The following is a 15617-nucleotide window of genomic DNA, read 5'->3' on the forward strand; positions in this document are numbered from 1 at the left end:
TAACAATTAAATTATTGAATAATTTTTTGGTTATGAAAGGAGATAAGCATGGAAAAAACTAAACAAAATATCGAATTAACGTCCAATGCAATAGAAGTTTTAAAACGGCGATATCTAAAAAGGGACGAAGAAGGCAGATTAATTGAAACTCCTGAAGAGTTATTTAAAAGAGTGGCTACTGCAATTGCCCAAATAGATGCGAAGTATGGTAAATCAGAAAAAGAGATTTACAAGACAAAAGATGAATTTTTTGAATTAATTACATCACTCAGATTTTTACCTAACAGTCCTACGCTTATGAATGCAGGAACACCTCTTGGTCAATTAAGCGCTTGTTTTGTTCTTCCTGTTGAGGATTCTATGGAAGGCATTTTTGATGCTGTTAAGTATGCTGCAATGATCCATAAATCCGGTGGTGGTACAGGGTTTAGTTTCTCTCGCTTGAGGCCTAAGGGTGATGTTGTGGGATCAACAAAGGGAATAAGTTCAGGCCCTGTCTCATTTATGGGTGTTTTTGACTCAGCAACAGAGGCTGTTAAGCAGGGAGGGAGACGCAGAGGTGCTAATATGGGACTTTTGCGTGTTGATCATCCAGATATACTTGAATTCATTAGATGCAAGGATGACCTTACGAGATTTACAAATTTTAATATTTCTGTTGGCTTAACTGAAGAGTTTATGAAAGCTGTTATAAATGATGAAGAATATGAGCTTGTTAATCCAAGAACAGGTCAAATAGTAAAGAAACTTAAAGCAAAAGATGTTTTTGATTTGATAATTCATCAGGCATGGAAAAATGGTGAGCCAGGAATAGTTTTTCTTGATCGAATCAATGCTGCAAATCCAACCCCGCAGCTGGGAGAGATTGAAGCAACCAATCCATGCGGAGAGCAACCTCTTTTTGCATATGAGTCCTGTAATCTTGGGTCAATAAATCTTGCAAAAATGGTAAAAGACACGTCGGTTAACTGGGAACTTCTCAGGGATACTGTGTGGAAAGCAGTTCATTTTCTTGATAATGTAATTGATGCAAACAAATATCCGCTTGTACTTATTGAAAAAATGACAAAGTCTAACAGAAAGATTGGTCTTGGAGTAATGGGATGGGCTGATATGCTTGTTCAGTTAAAAATTCCATATCATTCCAAAGAGGCTTTGAATTTAGCAGAACAGATAATGAAGTTTATACTTAATGAAGGCAGACTTGCTTCAATACAACTTGCAAAAGAAAGAGGAACTTTCCCTAATTATGAAAAAAGCATATACTATGATAAACTTCCTTTAAGAAATGCTACTATAACAACAATTGCGCCAACAGGAACCTTAAGCATCATAGCTGCATGTTCTTCAGGAATAGAGCCTTTCTTTGCATTATGTTTTGCAAGAAATGTTATGGACGGGACAAGACTTGTTGAAGTTAACCAGTATTTTAAAAAGGAAATGGAACGACTCGGGCTGTGGTCAGATTCTCTTGCAGAGAAAATAGCTGAAACAGGTTCCATTCAGCAGATAAAGGAAATACCTGAGGAAATAAAGAAAATTTTTGTAACAGCGCATGAGATTGCTCCATCAGAACATATTCGTATGCAGGCAGCATTTCAGCAATATGTTGATAATGCTGTAAGCAAAACAGTGAATCTTCCACATGACGCTACAGAAGAAGATGTAAGAGAAGTCTATCTGCTTGCCTATCGTCTAGGCTGTAAAGGTGTTACTGTTTACAGGGATGGCTCAAGGCAGGGACAGGTTATTCAGAAGGGACAGAAAACAGAGACTCAATTAACACAGATAAGCCTGAAACCAAGAAAAAGACCGGAAACACTTAAAGGTATAACAAGATTGATGAAAACAGGTTGTGGCAATCTTTATGTAACAATCAATAAAGATAAAGATGGAAAACCATTTGAAGTATTCACAAATATAGGTAAAGCAGGTGGGTGTGCAGCATCACAGGCAGAAGCAATTGGAAGGCTTATATCTCTTGCTATGAGAAGTGGAATCGAAACACAAGAAATAGTAAAACAACTTAAAGGAATTTCCTGTCATGCTCCTGTCTGGTCAGGTAATGGTAAGATTACGAGCTGCTCAGATGCTATTGCAAAGGCAATTGAAGCTGAGTTAAGAGATAGTAGAGGCGATATAATAGAAGACAAAGACGAAATAAAAAGTAATTCAGAAGTTGCTCATTATGGAGCCTGTCCTGAGTGCGGAAGCTCTTTATCATATGAAGAGGGATGTGTTATATGCCATAGTTGCGGGTTTACCAGGTGTAGCTGATGAAAAATAATAAAATAAAATTTAATTGTTAAAAAAAAGAAATGAAAACAAAAAGAGAATTTATTATTGTTGGTGACAGGGTTCTTATTGAGCCTGATGAAAAAATAGATAAAACATCTGCTGGCCTTTTTTTACCTCCGACTGTGAAAGAAAAGGATAAAGTTCTTGCTGGAAGGATTATCAAAGTGGGACCTGGTTATCCTGTACATGACCCTTCGTTAGTACTTGAAGAGCCGTGGAAACAAACAAATACTGAATCCATCAAATATATTCCGCTTCAGGCTCGTGAAGGTGACTATGCACTTTTTCTTAAAGATGCAGGGATTGAGATAGAGTTTGAAGAAAAGAAGTATTTAATTGTGCCACACTCAGCAATACTTGTATTGATAAGAACTACAATTATAGAGGATGAGGATGATAGAGGATTTTAAGTCTTCTGATACATGGCGTGTTTTTAGAATACTATCAGAGCTTGTTGAAGGATTTGAAACTCTTCACGGAATTGGACCTGCTATATCAATATTTGGAAGTTCAAGATTGAAAGAGGACAATTTTTATTATCAGGAAGCTATGAAAGTTGCACAGCTTTTAAGCCAATCTGGCTTTTCAATTATAACAGGCGGAGGGCCTGGTATAATGGAAGCTGCAAACCGAGGAGCAAAGATGGGAAAAGGGAAATCAATCGGACTTAATATCGAAATACCACATGAACAGCATCCGAACCCTTATCTGGATATTTCTATTTCATTTAGATATTTCTTTTTAAGAAAGCTCATGTTTATAAAATATGCTTTTGGATTTATAATATTTCCCGGAGGATTTGGAACTCTTGATGAACTTTTTGAAGCTTTAACTCTTGTTCAGACAGGCAAAATTGAATCTTTTCCGATCATTCTTTATAGCAAAGCTTACTGGGAAACCTTGCTTGAATGGTTTGTAACTACACCAAAAACAACGGGGACAATAAATATTGAAGATTTTAAATATTTTCAAATATTGGACAAACCTCAAGATGTATGCAACTATCTGAAAAATCATCTTCTCAGACTCGGAATTCCTTTACCTGATTTTGAATGCGGATAAATGATAAACCTGAAAGATCTTAATTTATTTCAAACAGAAAAAATCATAAAAGATGAATCCTTGCCTTCCTACAGAGCAAAACAGCTTATTAACTGGATTTATAGAAAATTTGCAATCTCTGTGGATGAGATTACTGAATGGTCAAAAGCTCTTAGAGAAAGCTTTTCAAAAAAATATTATATCGGTAATCTTATTTTGATTGACAGAAAAATTAGTCGTGATGGAACTGAAAAATTTCTTTGGAAACTTGAAGATGAAGAACAGATAGAAAGTGTTTTGCTTCCTGATAAAGATAGATTAACTCTCTGCATTTCAAGTCAGGTCGGGTGTGCTCTTAAATGCAGATTCTGTCTTACCGGGCAAATTGGATTTAAAAGAAATCTGAAGGTATGGGAAATAATTGACCAGTTTATTCAGGTAACTAGGTTAATAGAAAAGGATGCTAAAAAAATTACAAATATTGTTTTTATGGGAATGGGTGAACCTTTGTTAAACTTTGAGAATGTTATTGAAGCATTATGGAGGTTTAAAAACCTACTTCAGTTTTCACCTCAAAGAATTACTCTATCCACAGCCGGGATTATTCCTGCTCTTAAACAACTTCCGTATAAAGCACCCAATATAAAACTCGCGGTTTCATTAAACACTGTAGATCCTGAAATGAGAAGCTTCCTCATGCCAATTAATAAACAATATCCACTACATGAACTCTTGAATTCTTTGAAAGAATATCCGTTAAAGCCCAGAGAAAGAATCACATTTGAGTATATTATGCTAAAAGGCATAAACTGTTCAGAGAAAGATGCTTACAGGCTTGCTAAACTTCTCAGGGATATTCCCTCAAAGATAAATCTCATTCCTTTTAATCCATGGGCAGGTTCTGAGTTTGATAATCCTGATGAAGAGGATATTGTCAATTTTCAGGAAATACTGATATCAAAGGGATATTCAGTTTTTATAAGAAAAAGCAAAGGTAAAGATATTCTTGCAGCTTGCGGACAGTTAAAAGCAGTGTATTCTTAATTTTCATAAAGCCTGAAGTCAAATGTTAGACGGCTGGAATAAAGACAGGATTATTTTGTAATTTGAGAGATTTTATGCTTCGATATCTATTCTGTGTTCTGAAGTCTTTTCCTCTGAAGAAGAGCTTTCTTCATTAGATTCTTCTTTCTTTTTAAACTTTTTTTTGATTTTGTATTTTGCAAAAACAGAGCCTTCTCTTAAAGATCGTATGCCTCGATACTGTCCCAGCGGATCTATCCTGTCTTCTGCAGTCATTTTCTTAACTCAGTAGAAAATCTTTTTGCTTGTCAAATTTTATTGTAAACAATCCTATGAGCTCTTTTAGAGATTCTTCTGTCATCCCAACGGATTCATAATCTATTTCAGTTTCAATGGGATCTTTTAACCCTATTGCAAGATTAAGACATATCTGGTCTGCAACTCTGACCAGGTTACAGATGTTTGCAAAAGCCTGATCTTCATAATCCGGATAAGGATAGGTATGATGATAAGTTATAATCATTTCTAATTTTTCAGGAAGTTTCCACTTTTTAGCTATAAGATTGCCTATGGTTGTGTGATTAAATCCAAGTACCTCATTTTCGATTTCAATTAACGTACGTTTTTCTTTATACATTTTTTCATAAATTTGTATATACAGTTCAGGCATTGCATTGTTGATTACTGTTTTACCAACATCATGCATTAATCCACACACAAGAGCCTCATCTGAGGTAGCAAGACGCGTTACCATGGCAAGCAAACTTGAACATAGAGCAACTCCAAGACTGTGTTCCCACAGTTTTTGCTCAAATATTCCAAATTGCCTGTTCAAATCTTTCAAAGATGCTGCAATCACAAGTGATTTTAAAGTTTCAAAACCTATAAGAAGCAGAGCTTGAGAAATATCTTCAATTTTTCTATCTCTACCGTAATATGGAGAGTTTGCTATTCTTAAAAGTCTTGTTGCAAAACCCTGGTCACGTGATATTATTTCTTCTAGAGCTTTTAAAGAAGCGAAATCATCTTTTATAAGATTCATCACTTTCATGGCAACTGGAGGCAAAGAAGGGATATCAACTGTTTTAAGAATGATTCTTTCTATCATTTCTTCCTGCAAGGCATCCTCCTATACTGAATTTATTATTTCACCAGCTATCTCTTCAAGAGGTATTACTTTATCAGCAATACCTGCTTCTACTACTGCACGTGGCATACCGTATACTACACAACTTTCTTCACTTTGAGCAAATACTCTTCCGCCAGTTTCTTTTATTCTTTTACATCCTTTAGCTCCATCATTCCCCATGCCAGTTAATATTACTCCAAGACTTCTACCTGGGAAACAATCTGCAACAGAGAACATCAGAAAATCCACACTTGGCCTGTATATAAATTCTTCTTTTTCCTCTGAAATCGAAACATAAGTCTCAATACCTCTTCTTTTAATTCTCATATGTCCTCTGCCAGGAGCTACATATACAATGCCAGGTTTTACACTTTCTCCTTCTTCAGCTTCTTTAACATGAAGATGACTTAGCTGGTCAAGCCTCTCTGCAAAAGGTTTTGTGAAATTTGGTGGCATGTGTTGTGCAATTACCACTGGAACTGGAAAATCTTTTGGTAGTTTTGGAATTATTTCCTGTAAAGCTTTAGGCCCACCTGTTGATGTACCTATTGATACTATACCTACTTTTCTTTCTCCAGTTGTTCTAACCTTTGGCATTTCTTTTGGTATTTCAATTTGTTTCTCTGTTGTTTTAGATACAGGTCTTTTCCTTACAATGCCTCTTTTGCCTATTGTTTTAATTTTATCTATGAGCATGCTTTTGATCTTGACAATGTTGACGGATAGTTCTGCCAGGTTTTTAGGAATAAAATCAACAGCCCCAAGTTCAAGAGCTTCAAGTGTTACCTTTGCTCCTTCTGTTGTTAATGAACTAACCATGATCACAGGAACCGGGTTTTTCTGCATTATTTCTTTTAATGCAGTGATTCCGTCCATTCTTGGCATCTCAACATCCATTGTTACTATATCAGGTTTAAGTTCCTGAACCATCTGAACAGCTTCAATTCCATCTCTTGCCATGCCGATTACTTTTATCTCAGGGTCTTCCTGAAGCATTGAAGATATAGCTTTTCTCATGAATGCAGAGTCATCTACAACAAGTACTTTAATCATATATCGCGCTCCTTAAAAGCCAAATTCTTTAAGTAAGTCATCTACATCTTCCTGTGAAACTTTTTCAGTTTCTTTTTGAACTACTTCTTTTTCTTCAATTTTTAATCCAAACGTTTTTATGAGTCTGATAAGCTCAACTTCCAGGTCTCCTACAAGTGATATCACTTTTTTAAGAACCTGTCCTGTTAAATCCTGAAAGGATTGAGTTGTGATAATTTCGGTTAGATCATCTTCAAGAGAGTTTTTAAAATTTTTAAGAACCTCTATACTTTCTGCTGGTCCCTGAATTTGTCTTAAATGATTTGAAAAGTTATCCATCTGTAAAATATATTTTTCAGCAATTTCTAAAGTTCTTTGAGCTGCTTCTTCTGTTTTATCAATGACCATCTGAAGTTGATCAACTGCTCGAGGCATCTTTTCTGTAGCAATTTCTTTCAATCTTGGATCAAGAGCTTCTCTAAAATTTTTCAGAGAATCATGTAGCTTTCTTGCTACCTTTCCGACTTCCTTAAATAAATCACTCTGGCTTTTTTGAATAATGTTGTTCATTATTTTATTTGCCTGTTCGTAATCTCCCTGTGCAACCATATTCATAAAATTAGTTATCTCTTCTAGAAGCATATATTTTGGATCATCTTTTGATAGCCCCTTTTCTTGATAAAACTTGACCGGATCAACAATCTCTTTGAAGGTCATTTCTCCACCCATACCAGTAAGCTTTTTAATGACCTCAACTCTGTTACCATCTTCATGGATTTCCACTATATCTTCTTCAAAAAGACTCTGGTCTTCAGTAGGAATTAATTTTTTTGTATCAAGCAAAACAAGTAATCTATCATTTAAACGAGCAACTCCTTCCACCTGACTCTGGCCGTGTTGTAAAAATTCTTCAGCAGGCTCAATATCTTTTTCATCTATATTTACAACTCCTGTAATATCATCAACCAAAGCACCAAATGTTATCTTTCCTGATGAAATTACAATTACTTTACTGCCAGGGCTTTGTTCTTGGATACCAAGAATTTTTTTTAAATTTACCACAGGAATTATTCTGCCACGAAGATTTGTAACTCCTTCAACATAATAAGGGACACCTGGCATTTTTGTGATCTGAGGAAGTTTAATAATTTCCTGCACTTTAAGAATAGGCACGGTGTATTCGTTTCTTTCAAGAATAAAACCGATATACTGTTTCATGTCGATACTCCTTAAAATTTATTTTATAGTTAAAACTCTTCTTGAAAGTCCAGCAAGATCGAGTATTAAAACTACCTTTCCATCTCCTGTTATGGTAGCACCCATTATTCCACATTCTTCTGAATCTATACCATTTATTGTTTTTATAACAATTTCTTCCTGCCCAAGCACAGATTCAACGGAAATACAGAATTTTCTGTCTCCCACAGATGCAACAAGAACATATTTCCTATCATTATCGGCATTATCGGGAGCTCCAAGAATATCATTAAGTAAAAAAAGCGGTAATACTCGATCTCTTATTGTCAGAACCTTCTGTCCTGTTACTTCTTTAATATCATTAATACTAATTCTTAATGTTTCTTCAATCATAGACTGAGGAATAGCATAAATTTCATTTCCTACCTGAACCATCATGGCCTGAATTATTGCGAGCGTGAGAGGTAGACTGATTCTGAATGTTGTACCCTTATCTTTTTCAGTAAAAATTTCTACATAGCCATTAAGTTTTGCAACATTTGATTTAACCACATCCATCCCGACACCACGTCCACTTACCTCTGTTGAAACATCTTTTGTTGAGAAACCAGGTAAAAAAATTAAATTTATTATAGCTTCCTCAGACATTTTTTCAGCTTCTTCTAGTGTAATTAATCCCTTTGTAATGGCCTTTGCTTTAACTGCTTCGTAATCTATTCCCTTACCATCATCGGTGATATCTATTACAATCTGAGTTCCTTTTTGATAAGCATTTATAACGATTTTACCTTTTGGAGATTTACCTTTTAATTCTCTTTCTTCTGGAGTTTCTATACCGTGATCTAATGAGTTTCTTATTATGTGGACAAGAGGATCTCCAATGTGTTCAATGACTGATTTGTCAACTTCTGTATCTTCACCTATAATCTCTAGGTCAACTTCTTTATTAAGTGCTCTTGCAAGATCTCTTACCATTCTTGGGAATTTTACAAAAACTTTCTGAAGCGGTTGCATTCTCATTTTCATTACTGCAAGCTGTAAATCAGAGGTAACTCTATCAAGAAAAGAGGTTGTTTCAATCAGTCCTTCTACATGTTCATCTCCTGCATATTTTGCTTCAAGTTTATTCGATAAATTAAGAAGTCTGTTGCGGGCTAAAACTATCTCACCAGCAAGGTCCATTACTTTATCTATTCTTTCTACATCAACTCTGAGAGTGGAAACTTCTTTTTCTTTCTCTTTTGGAATCTGTGTAACAATGTCTTCAGCTTTTGGAATTTTTGTTTCAGGTTCTTCTGATAATGGTTCTTCAGGCTTCTGTTCAGTCTCTGGTTGTTCAGCTTCTTTTAATTGTTCTGAAGAAGATTTCTCAAGTGTTTTATCAAGTAACTCAAGAACAGGTTGGATATTTTCTAGTACTTCATCTTTTGCTTTAATATGAGAAATTAGCAGTCGTAATGTATCTGTTGCTTTAAGAATAGCATCAGTTATCTCTGGAGAAATATGTATTTCTCCTTCCCTTACTTTTTTTAAAATAGTTTCTGCTCTGTGTGCAACATCAACGACATCTTGAAAGCCCAAAAATCCGGCAGCACCTTTAAGAGTATGCATACCTCTGAATATTTCGTTTATGATTTCAGGATCCTGGCCTTTTTGTTCCAGTTCAACAAAAAGAGGATCAAGTTGTTCAAGAATTTCTTCTGCTTCAACAATAAATTCGTTTATTATCTCATCCATCTCATCAGCCATTACTGTCCTCCCTTAAGAGATGGTTTTTTCTGAGCGATTTTTTCAAGTTTCTCTTTTAAAACTTCTCCTGTAAATGGTTTAACTATGTAATTGTCAACTCCGGCTTTTATCGCTTCGATAACTTTCTCTTTCTCAGCCTCTGCTGTAACCATTAAAAAAGGGATATCTTTTAATGCTGGATCACTTCTTACATTTTTTAAAAGATCAATGCCTTCCATAACAGGCATATTCCAATCACAAACTACAAGCCCATATTCTGAATTTCTTAATTTTTTAAGAGCTTCTTCTCCATTCTCTGCTTCATCAATGTTTTCAAAACCAAGCTGTTTAAGAAGATTTTTTATAATTCGCCGCATCGTTGGGAAGTCATCTACAACAAGAACTTTTATCTTATAATTAAACATCGTAACCTCCTGATATCTTTTTATCAAATTTACTAAAAAATTTTTTCAAAATCTTTTTTATGCTTTGTGAAATTTCCTCAGAAGTTGTAGGTTTTACAAGATAATCATCAACTCCTGCTTCGAAAGCTTTTCTCTTTTCTTCTTCATCAGCCTCTGTTGTTATCATAACAATAGGAATATTAGAACGCTCTTGGCTAGATCTTATTTGCTTGACAAGCTCTATGCCATCCATATAAGGCATATTCATATCTGTAAGAATCAAATTTATATCTTCAATACCTAACTTTTGTAATGCTTCTATACCATTTTCAGCTGTTACAACCTCATATCCCTTACTGTTGAGAATTAAAGAAATCATTTTTCGAGTTGTTTTATCATCATCCACTACAAGGACTTTCATAATATCCTCCTATTAAACTTTTTGATATACAACAACTTTATTTATAACTACAGGATGGAAAGCCCTCGTAATATTGTGAAGACTTTCAGATGTTCCAACAAACAGATATCCTTTAGGACGTAAAACATCATAAATCAGAGAAACAGCTTTCTTTTTTGCCTTATCATCAAAATAAATTAATACATTTCTGCAGAACACAACATCCAGTCCCTTAAGCTGTTTTACTTCTTTTTCTTCTATAAGATTTATATTCATAAATTTCACCATTGATTTTATGGTTTCTGAAAGAACATATACGCCACTTGAATCTTTAAAATATTTTGCCAGATATTGAGGTGGAACATTTCTGATTGAATAAGAGCCATACATGGCTCTCTTAGCAGAAATAAGCACACTCTCACTTATATCTGAAGCATATATCTCTTTTCTGAATGAAATTAATTCCTGTTTATCAGCTAAAATCATGGCAATTGTATAAGGTTCTTCTCCTGTTGAACACGCAGCAGACCAGATTTTTATATCTTTTCTTCCCATTTGCGAATTTTCTTTTATTATCTGTGAAATAAGAGGATCCGAAAAAACTTCAAATTGCTGTGGTTCTCTAAAGAAAAATGTTTCATTTGTTGTAATAGTATCATAAAGCTTTGCTATATCCTGCTTTGTAGCACTGTATTTTAAAAAATAAAGATAGTCTTCAAAATTGCGTAAATTTTTATCTCTTAAAATTTTACTGAGTCTGTTTTCTAAAAAATATTTTTTATTGTCAGGTACATATATGCCTGTTTTTTCATAAATAAAGTCTCTGAGCTGTACAAACACTTCGTCAGATATTGTTCCAGAAGAGGATGCAGCCAGTGCTATCATATTCTCTGTAAAACCTCCTGTATCTTTTCTTTTACCTCTTGAGCAGGATGATCTTTCTTCGGGACAAGTATGTCATAAACTTTCTCTGGATTTCCTGTTTCTTCCAGAGCTTCTATAGCGGCAATTACAACAGGAGGAAATGGGTCATCAAGAAGAGATGATATTTTCTCTAATAAAATTTCAGGATCACATGCTTTACTGATAGCTTTAATTGTATAGTATCTGATCCAGGGATCTTCATCTTCCAGACATTGAAGCAGTTCTTCAGAACAAAAATTAGCCTCTCCAAGTGCTAAAATAGCTGATTTTTTTAAGTCTTTATCTTCAGATTTAATGAATTCAAGAATTTTATTTAATGCTTCTGGTGAGGCGAGCTTTCCCAGTTGATAAATGGCTGCTTTACGAACTTCTTTATCATCGCATTGAATAAGCATATTCAGAATATCCATTGAATATGTTATGCCAGCAAGAGCTTTTTTTACTTCCCTTTTATAAGATTTTAAATTCTTTAGAAATTTTTCCTGGTCAATGATTAAAAGAGCTTCTACAATTGTTTCAATATTATCTTGATATATCTCTCTTTCAAGCAAATCTAACAGAGAGTCATATGCTTCAGAAGCTCTTATCATTCCTAAAGCCTGTATTGCTGCTTTTCTAACATTTGCATCAGGATCTTCATGACTCTTTTTTACCAGATGCTGTATAGTTTCCTTTGCACCGATATCACCAAGAGCCCTTGCAGAGGCAATTCTTATGTCTCTTTTTATGTCTTCAAGAAGTTTTATTAAAATTGGGATGGCTTTTTTGCTTTTTAATCTACCAAGCACTCTGATAACAAAAGCTTTAGCTCGATATTTGAGTTTATTGTTTGCAAGCATAGAAATTAAAGCATCTTCAGAATTTATATAAACGAGGGTGTCTTCTAATGCTTTAATTTTTTCTTCATAATCAAAACATGAAGGATCAAGAGCTCCTGCTTCTTCTACAATAAAAGAAGCTGCTTCTATAAGATTTGTTAATTTTATACCTTTTAATGCTATTAATTTTTCTTCCCATTCCTTACTTTGTAAAATAGATATAATTTCTTCCTTTAAATTGTACTCAAGTGGAATGATGTTTATTCTTATTAAAGCCTTTACTATTTCTATTCTTTCATCTTTATTCGCAACAGGAAAATATCTTAAAAGAGGTTCAGCAATTTTTTCTGTTCCAATTTTGCCAAGTGTTTCTATTGCTTCTGCTTTGATTACAAGGGAGTCTGTATTCAAAATAAGTTTACCTATTTGTTCTGCAGCTTCAGCTGCTTGAAGCATTGCCAGAGCCTGCAAAACATAAAAAACAATCCATTCTTCATCTTTTAAACTCTCTATAAGAGCTGGTATTGCTTCTTTATATCCGAGTTCTCCCAATGCATTAGCAGCAGCAGCTCTTACATTTCCATTGTCATCTTTAAGTAGAGGAAGCACTTTTGATGGATCAAATCCGGTTTTTATTTGTCCGATTAAATCAAGAGCAAATTTTCTTATATCAGCATCTTTATCCTTTAAAAGTTTATATAAAAGTTCCGGTGCTCTGTGTCCGATTTCTTTTATAATCAATAGCGCTGTGTTTCTTAAATAAGTCTCCTCTTCTCTTAAGAGAGGGATAACCATATATGCAACAAGTTCTCCAGAATTTGTAAAGAATGCATTATCCGAATTGCCGAGATATATAAGAGATTGAGTTGCAGCTTCTTGAACAGCTGTGCTTTCATCTCTTAAAGCTTTAATCAACGGATATACCGCCCGTTCATCGGCTTGAGCAAGCTCTTCTGCAGCTTTCCTGCGTCTAAAAGAATCAGGATGATTAAGAAGCCTGAAAACAGTTTGTTTTATATTTTTCATTGTTAACCCTCCTGATTCAGTTGATAATATTATACAAAATTTCTTAGTTAACCAACTTCAGTTTCAAGAAAATTTTTTAGTTTCAATAAAACTTTACCATGAATCTGACTTACTCTGGATAGAGAAACTCCCAAAACTTCGGCAATTTCTTTCATGTTTAAATCTTCATAATAATAAAGAGTTATAACAAGTTTTTCTGTTTCCGAAAGATGCTTTATCGCAGCAGATAAATTCTTTTTCAATTCTCGAAATTTTATTTCTTCAAAAAGATTTTTTTCATCAGAAATGACATCAATAAGAGTTAATGTATCTCCATCCTTACCGTGTATAGATGAATCTAAGCTTATTATCTCAGATGCTGTCATGCTTTGATATATTTCCTGTAATTCTTCTTGGGTAATATTTAAAGATTCTGCAAGCTCTTTATCTGTTGGTTCTCTACCAGAATGTTTTAAACTGTTATAAGCTTTTCTGACACCTTCTATTTTCCTGCGAAATTCTTTTGAAAAAACATCCAAAGAACGAATCTCATCCAGTATGGCACCTCTTATTCTGTAATCTATAAAAGAAGCAAGAGGGACATTAAAGGAGGGATTGTATTTATTTAAACTTTCAAGTAATCCCTTAATCCCGGCTGAAATTAAATCATTTAATTCCAGAGTATTTTGTACAATATGATAGTATTTTAAAGCATGATGCTTTATTTTTGGCAGGAACTGTCTAATAAGTTTTTCTTTATCATCTTCAGAATAAAACATATAAATTTATGTTGTTAATGCTTTCTTAAGGAAAAACTGCATCCCTCCTTTTAATAAATCTACCTCTTTTTGTAAAAATTGCTTTGCAATTTCTGTCAGTTTTCTTGAAAATTCAGATGTTGGATATAAATTTATATATGGCTTTTGTTCAATAATAGCATATTTTATTTTTTCATCATATGGCAGTGCTCCAAGCCAGTCAAGAGTTATGCCAAGAAATCTCTCTGTTACCATAGAAAGTTTTTTAAAGGTTTCTCTAGCCTCTTTATTATTTTTAGTGTTATTAACAACTATACGAAAGTTTTTTTCTTGGTGTTCTCTATAGAGAATCTTAATTAATGCATAGGCGTCTGCAATGGATGTTGGCTCAGGAGTAACTATGATGATATTGTCATGAGCAGCAGAACAGAAAAAAGTTACATTGTCAGAAATGCCTGCACCGGTGTCAATAAGAAAAATATCATAATCAGAATTGAGGTCTTCAAGTGCCTGAATAATCTTCATTTTTTGCTCAATCCCGAGTTGAGTGAGGTCTCTCATGCCTGAACTGGCTGGTATGATATCGATGCCTTCCGATGTTTTAACAATAATGTCAGCCATTGATTTTTCACCTGATATTAAATGCTTTATATTGTATTTTGGTGCGATTCCGAACATTATATCAATATTGCTTAGGCCTATATCTGCATCCATGAGCAGCACTCTCTTTTGCATGCTTCTGAAAATGAGTGCAATGTTTGTTACAAAATTAGTTTTGCCAACTCCTCCCTTTCCACTTGATACAGTTATGATTCTCGGTATATTAATTTTCATATCCTCCTCCTACAACTAGAGTTGTTATGGTATTAGGAGGAAATATTCGAGCTGTATCTTCATTGTAAGAACCTGACGTGATAAAACTTACAGGTTTGCCAGATAAAACTGTTAGATTATATAAATTTCCATAGGTCTGAGCTAAATCAATTTTGGAAAAGCTTATGCAATCAACTGAAGCTGTATCCATTGTTTTTAATGCTTTAAAACTTGACTGCATTGACATTGATGCATCCATAAGAAGACATTTTTTTATGGGCATATCTTTTAACAGATTTTTAAGATCATCTGCTAGATTCATATTTATATCTCCTGGAGTATCAATGAGCAATTTTTTTCTATCAATCTCTTTATGCATTATTTTATAAAGTTCTTTTGGTTCGTTCACAACTTTTGCCTCGCATTTTAATTTTATTGCTACTTCTTTTATATAAGCCACAGAACTGATTCGCTGGTCAAGAGAAATCACCATAATTTTTTCATTGTTAGACTTTAAAAGCCTTCCCATTTTAAAAACTGTAGTTGTTTTACCAACTCCTGGAAGTCCATAGAAAATAAATCCCCTTTCCTCATCAAAGTTATTTCTGCAGATGTTCATTTCATGTTCAAGAGCTGTTCTTAATTCATTCATATCATTTGCTTTTTCTATAAGCATTAACGCGAGATAAGGCTCAACATTATTTTTTATCAGAAAATTGTAAAGTCCTCTTTTTGATATATCATCAAGTGAAGGGAATAGTTTTGTAACACTTTCTCTTAAGATGCTTACTTCAGCTTTAAGTTTTTCTATTTCCTTTAGGAGTTCATAATCAGGTTCTGAATTCAATCTCTTATTCAGTACCTCTGCTGCTGGTATTTCATCTTCTGCATCTATAGCTGCAGTTATCTCTATATAACTACCCTCTGAAAGCGGGTCTTTTTTTGAATAGCTTGACAGAATTACTGCATCAGGCCCCATTTCTTTTTTAACTGTTTCTAAAACTTCTTTAAAGCTTCTTCCCTGGAACTTCTTTATCTTCATTCATT

At 34.1% G+C, this 15617-nt stretch carries 16 protein-coding genes; 4 read left to right on the forward strand and 12 right to left on the reverse strand.

The window, feature by feature from the left end:
- Window positions 1–48 precede the first annotated feature (48 nt).
- From G581_RS0106850 to rlmN, 4 genes are read left to right on the forward strand one after another with little or no spacing between them, the layout of a single operon-like run.
- A complete protein-coding gene (locus G581_RS0106850; RefSeq protein WP_028845196.1) occupies window positions 49–2277 on the forward strand; it encodes a vitamin B12-dependent ribonucleotide reductase in 2229 nt (742 codons plus the stop codon).
- Between the two features lie 41 nt (window positions 2278–2318).
- Complete coding sequence (locus tag G581_RS0106855; protein ID WP_028845197.1) at window positions 2319–2708, forward strand: co-chaperone GroES; 390 nt, start codon at window positions 2319–2321, stop codon at window positions 2706–2708.
- On the forward strand, window positions 2692–3360 hold the full coding sequence (locus tag G581_RS10870) for an LOG family protein (protein WP_038065413.1): 669 nt from the start codon (window positions 2692–2694) through the stop codon (window positions 3358–3360). The genes G581_RS0106855 and G581_RS10870 overlap by 17 nt, the downstream gene beginning before the upstream one ends.
- Window positions 3361–4383, forward strand: a complete 1023-nt coding sequence (rlmN, locus tag G581_RS0106865) for a dual-specificity RNA methyltransferase RlmN (protein ID WP_028845198.1) — start codon at window positions 3361–3363, stop codon at window positions 4381–4383.
- A 72-nt stretch (window positions 4384–4455) separates the two neighbouring features.
- Here the strand turns inward: rlmN and G581_RS0106870 are convergent, their stop codons facing one another.
- From G581_RS0106870 to G581_RS0106925, 12 genes are read right to left on the reverse strand one after another with little or no spacing between them, the layout of a single operon-like run.
- Window positions 4456–4638 (reverse strand): hypothetical protein, encoded by a 183-nt coding sequence (locus G581_RS0106870; RefSeq protein ID WP_028845199.1) that lies wholly within the window; start codon window positions 4636–4638, stop codon window positions 4456–4458.
- 4 nt (window positions 4639–4642) lie between these two features.
- A complete protein-coding gene (locus G581_RS0106875) occupies window positions 4643–5470 on the reverse strand; it encodes an HDOD domain-containing protein (protein ID WP_169368410.1) in 828 nt (275 codons plus the stop codon).
- A 21-nt stretch (window positions 5471–5491) separates the two neighbouring features.
- Window positions 5492–6544, reverse strand: a complete 1053-nt coding sequence (locus G581_RS0106880) for a protein-glutamate methylesterase/protein-glutamine glutaminase (RefSeq protein ID WP_028845201.1) — start codon at window positions 6542–6544, stop codon at window positions 5492–5494.
- Window positions 6545–6556: 12 nt separating this feature from the next.
- The gene (locus tag G581_RS0106885) at window positions 6557–7741 is read right to left on the reverse strand and encodes a protein phosphatase CheZ (protein ID WP_028845202.1); all 1185 of its coding nucleotides are present in this window, start codon (window positions 7739–7741) and stop codon (window positions 6557–6559) included.
- A gap of 18 nt (window positions 7742–7759) precedes the next feature.
- Window positions 7760–9469 carry a chemotaxis protein CheA gene (locus G581_RS0106890; protein WP_028845203.1) on the reverse strand — a complete coding sequence of 570 codons (1710 nt, stop codon included), beginning with the start codon at window positions 9467–9469 and terminating at the stop codon, window positions 7760–7762.
- On the reverse strand, window positions 9469–9873 hold the full coding sequence (locus G581_RS0106895; protein ID WP_028845204.1) for a chemotaxis response regulator CheY: 405 nt from the start codon (window positions 9871–9873) through the stop codon (window positions 9469–9471). Before G581_RS0106895 ends, G581_RS0106890 begins: the two co-directional genes overlap by 1 nt.
- A complete protein-coding gene (locus G581_RS10875; RefSeq protein ID WP_051178980.1) occupies window positions 9866–10273 on the reverse strand; it encodes a response regulator in 408 nt (135 codons plus the stop codon). Before G581_RS10875 ends, G581_RS0106895 begins: the two co-directional genes overlap by 8 nt.
- A 12-nt stretch (window positions 10274–10285) precedes the next feature.
- A complete protein-coding gene (locus G581_RS0106905) occupies window positions 10286–11137 on the reverse strand; it encodes a CheR family methyltransferase (RefSeq protein ID WP_028845205.1) in 852 nt (283 codons plus the stop codon).
- Window positions 11134–13020, reverse strand: coding sequence for a HEAT repeat domain-containing protein (locus tag G581_RS0106910; protein WP_028845206.1), 1887 nt, complete (start codon window positions 13018–13020; stop codon window positions 11134–11136). The genes G581_RS0106905 and G581_RS0106910 overlap by 4 nt, the downstream gene beginning before the upstream one ends.
- Window positions 13021–13067: 47 nt before the next feature.
- On the reverse strand, window positions 13068–13778 hold the full coding sequence (locus G581_RS10880) for a sigma-70 family RNA polymerase sigma factor (RefSeq protein WP_051178983.1): 711 nt from the start codon (window positions 13776–13778) through the stop codon (window positions 13068–13070).
- Window positions 13779–13784: 6 nt separating this feature from the next.
- Window positions 13785–14591 (reverse strand): MinD/ParA family protein, encoded by an 807-nt coding sequence (locus G581_RS0106920; RefSeq protein ID WP_028845207.1) that lies wholly within the window; start codon window positions 14589–14591, stop codon window positions 13785–13787.
- Window positions 14581–15612: a flagellar biosynthesis protein FlhF gene (locus tag G581_RS0106925; RefSeq protein ID WP_028845208.1), complete on the reverse strand. Its 1032-nt coding sequence runs from the start codon at window positions 15610–15612 to the stop codon at window positions 14581–14583. The genes G581_RS0106920 and G581_RS0106925 overlap by 11 nt, the downstream gene beginning before the upstream one ends.
- Window positions 15613–15617: the final 5 nt, after the last annotated feature.

Source organism: Thermodesulfovibrio thiophilus DSM 17215 (assembly GCF_000423865.1).
In the GTDB taxonomy this organism is placed as follows: Bacteria; Nitrospirota; Thermodesulfovibrionia; order Thermodesulfovibrionales; family Thermodesulfovibrionaceae; genus Thermodesulfovibrio; species Thermodesulfovibrio thiophilus.

Excerpts from the sequence above, each read along its gene's own strand:
- G581_RS0106920 (WP_028845207.1), bottom strand. The coding sequence starts at position 14,591 with ATGAAAATTAATATACCGAGAATCATAACTGTATCAAGTGGAAAGGGA.
- rlmN (WP_028845198.1), top strand. The coding sequence starts at position 3,361 with ATGATAAACCTGAAAGATCTTAATTTATTTCAAACAGAAAAAATCATA.
- G581_RS0106905 (WP_028845205.1), bottom strand. The coding sequence starts at position 11,137 with ATGATAGCACTGGCTGCATCCTCTTCTGGAACAATATCTGACGAAGTG.
- G581_RS0106850 (WP_028845196.1), top strand. The coding sequence starts at position 49 with ATGGAAAAAACTAAACAAAATATCGAATTAACGTCCAATGCAATAGAA.
- G581_RS0106880 (WP_028845201.1), bottom strand. The coding sequence starts at position 6,544 with ATGATTAAAGTACTTGTTGTAGATGACTCTGCATTCATGAGAAAAGCT.
- G581_RS10880 (WP_051178983.1), bottom strand. The coding sequence starts at position 13,778 with ATGTTTTATTCTGAAGATGATAAAGAAAAACTTATTAGACAGTTCCTG.
- G581_RS10870 (WP_038065413.1), top strand. The coding sequence starts at position 2,692 with ATGATAGAGGATTTTAAGTCTTCTGATACATGGCGTGTTTTTAGAATA.
- G581_RS0106855 (WP_028845197.1), top strand. The coding sequence starts at position 2,319 with ATGAAAACAAAAAGAGAATTTATTATTGTTGGTGACAGGGTTCTTATT.
- G581_RS0106870 (WP_028845199.1), bottom strand. The coding sequence starts at position 4,638 with ATGACTGCAGAAGACAGGATAGATCCGCTGGGACAGTATCGAGGCATA.
- G581_RS0106895 (WP_028845204.1), bottom strand. The coding sequence starts at position 9,873 with ATGTTTAATTATAAGATAAAAGTTCTTGTTGTAGATGACTTCCCAACG.
- G581_RS0106885 (WP_028845202.1), bottom strand. The coding sequence starts at position 7,741 with ATGAAACAGTATATCGGTTTTATTCTTGAAAGAAACGAATACACCGTG.
- G581_RS0106910 (WP_028845206.1), bottom strand. The coding sequence starts at position 13,020 with ATGAAAAATATAAAACAAACTGTTTTCAGGCTTCTTAATCATCCTGAT.
- G581_RS0106925 (WP_028845208.1), bottom strand. The coding sequence starts at position 15,612 with ATGAAGATAAAGAAGTTCCAGGGAAGAAGCTTTAAAGAAGTTTTAGAA.
- G581_RS0106890 (WP_028845203.1), bottom strand. The coding sequence starts at position 9,469 with ATGGCTGATGAGATGGATGAGATAATAAACGAATTTATTGTTGAAGCA.
- G581_RS10875 (WP_051178980.1), bottom strand. The coding sequence starts at position 10,273 with ATGAAAGTCCTTGTAGTGGATGATGATAAAACAACTCGAAAAATGATT.
- G581_RS0106875 (WP_169368410.1), bottom strand. The coding sequence starts at position 5,470 with ATGATAGAAAGAATCATTCTTAAAACAGTTGATATCCCTTCTTTGCCT.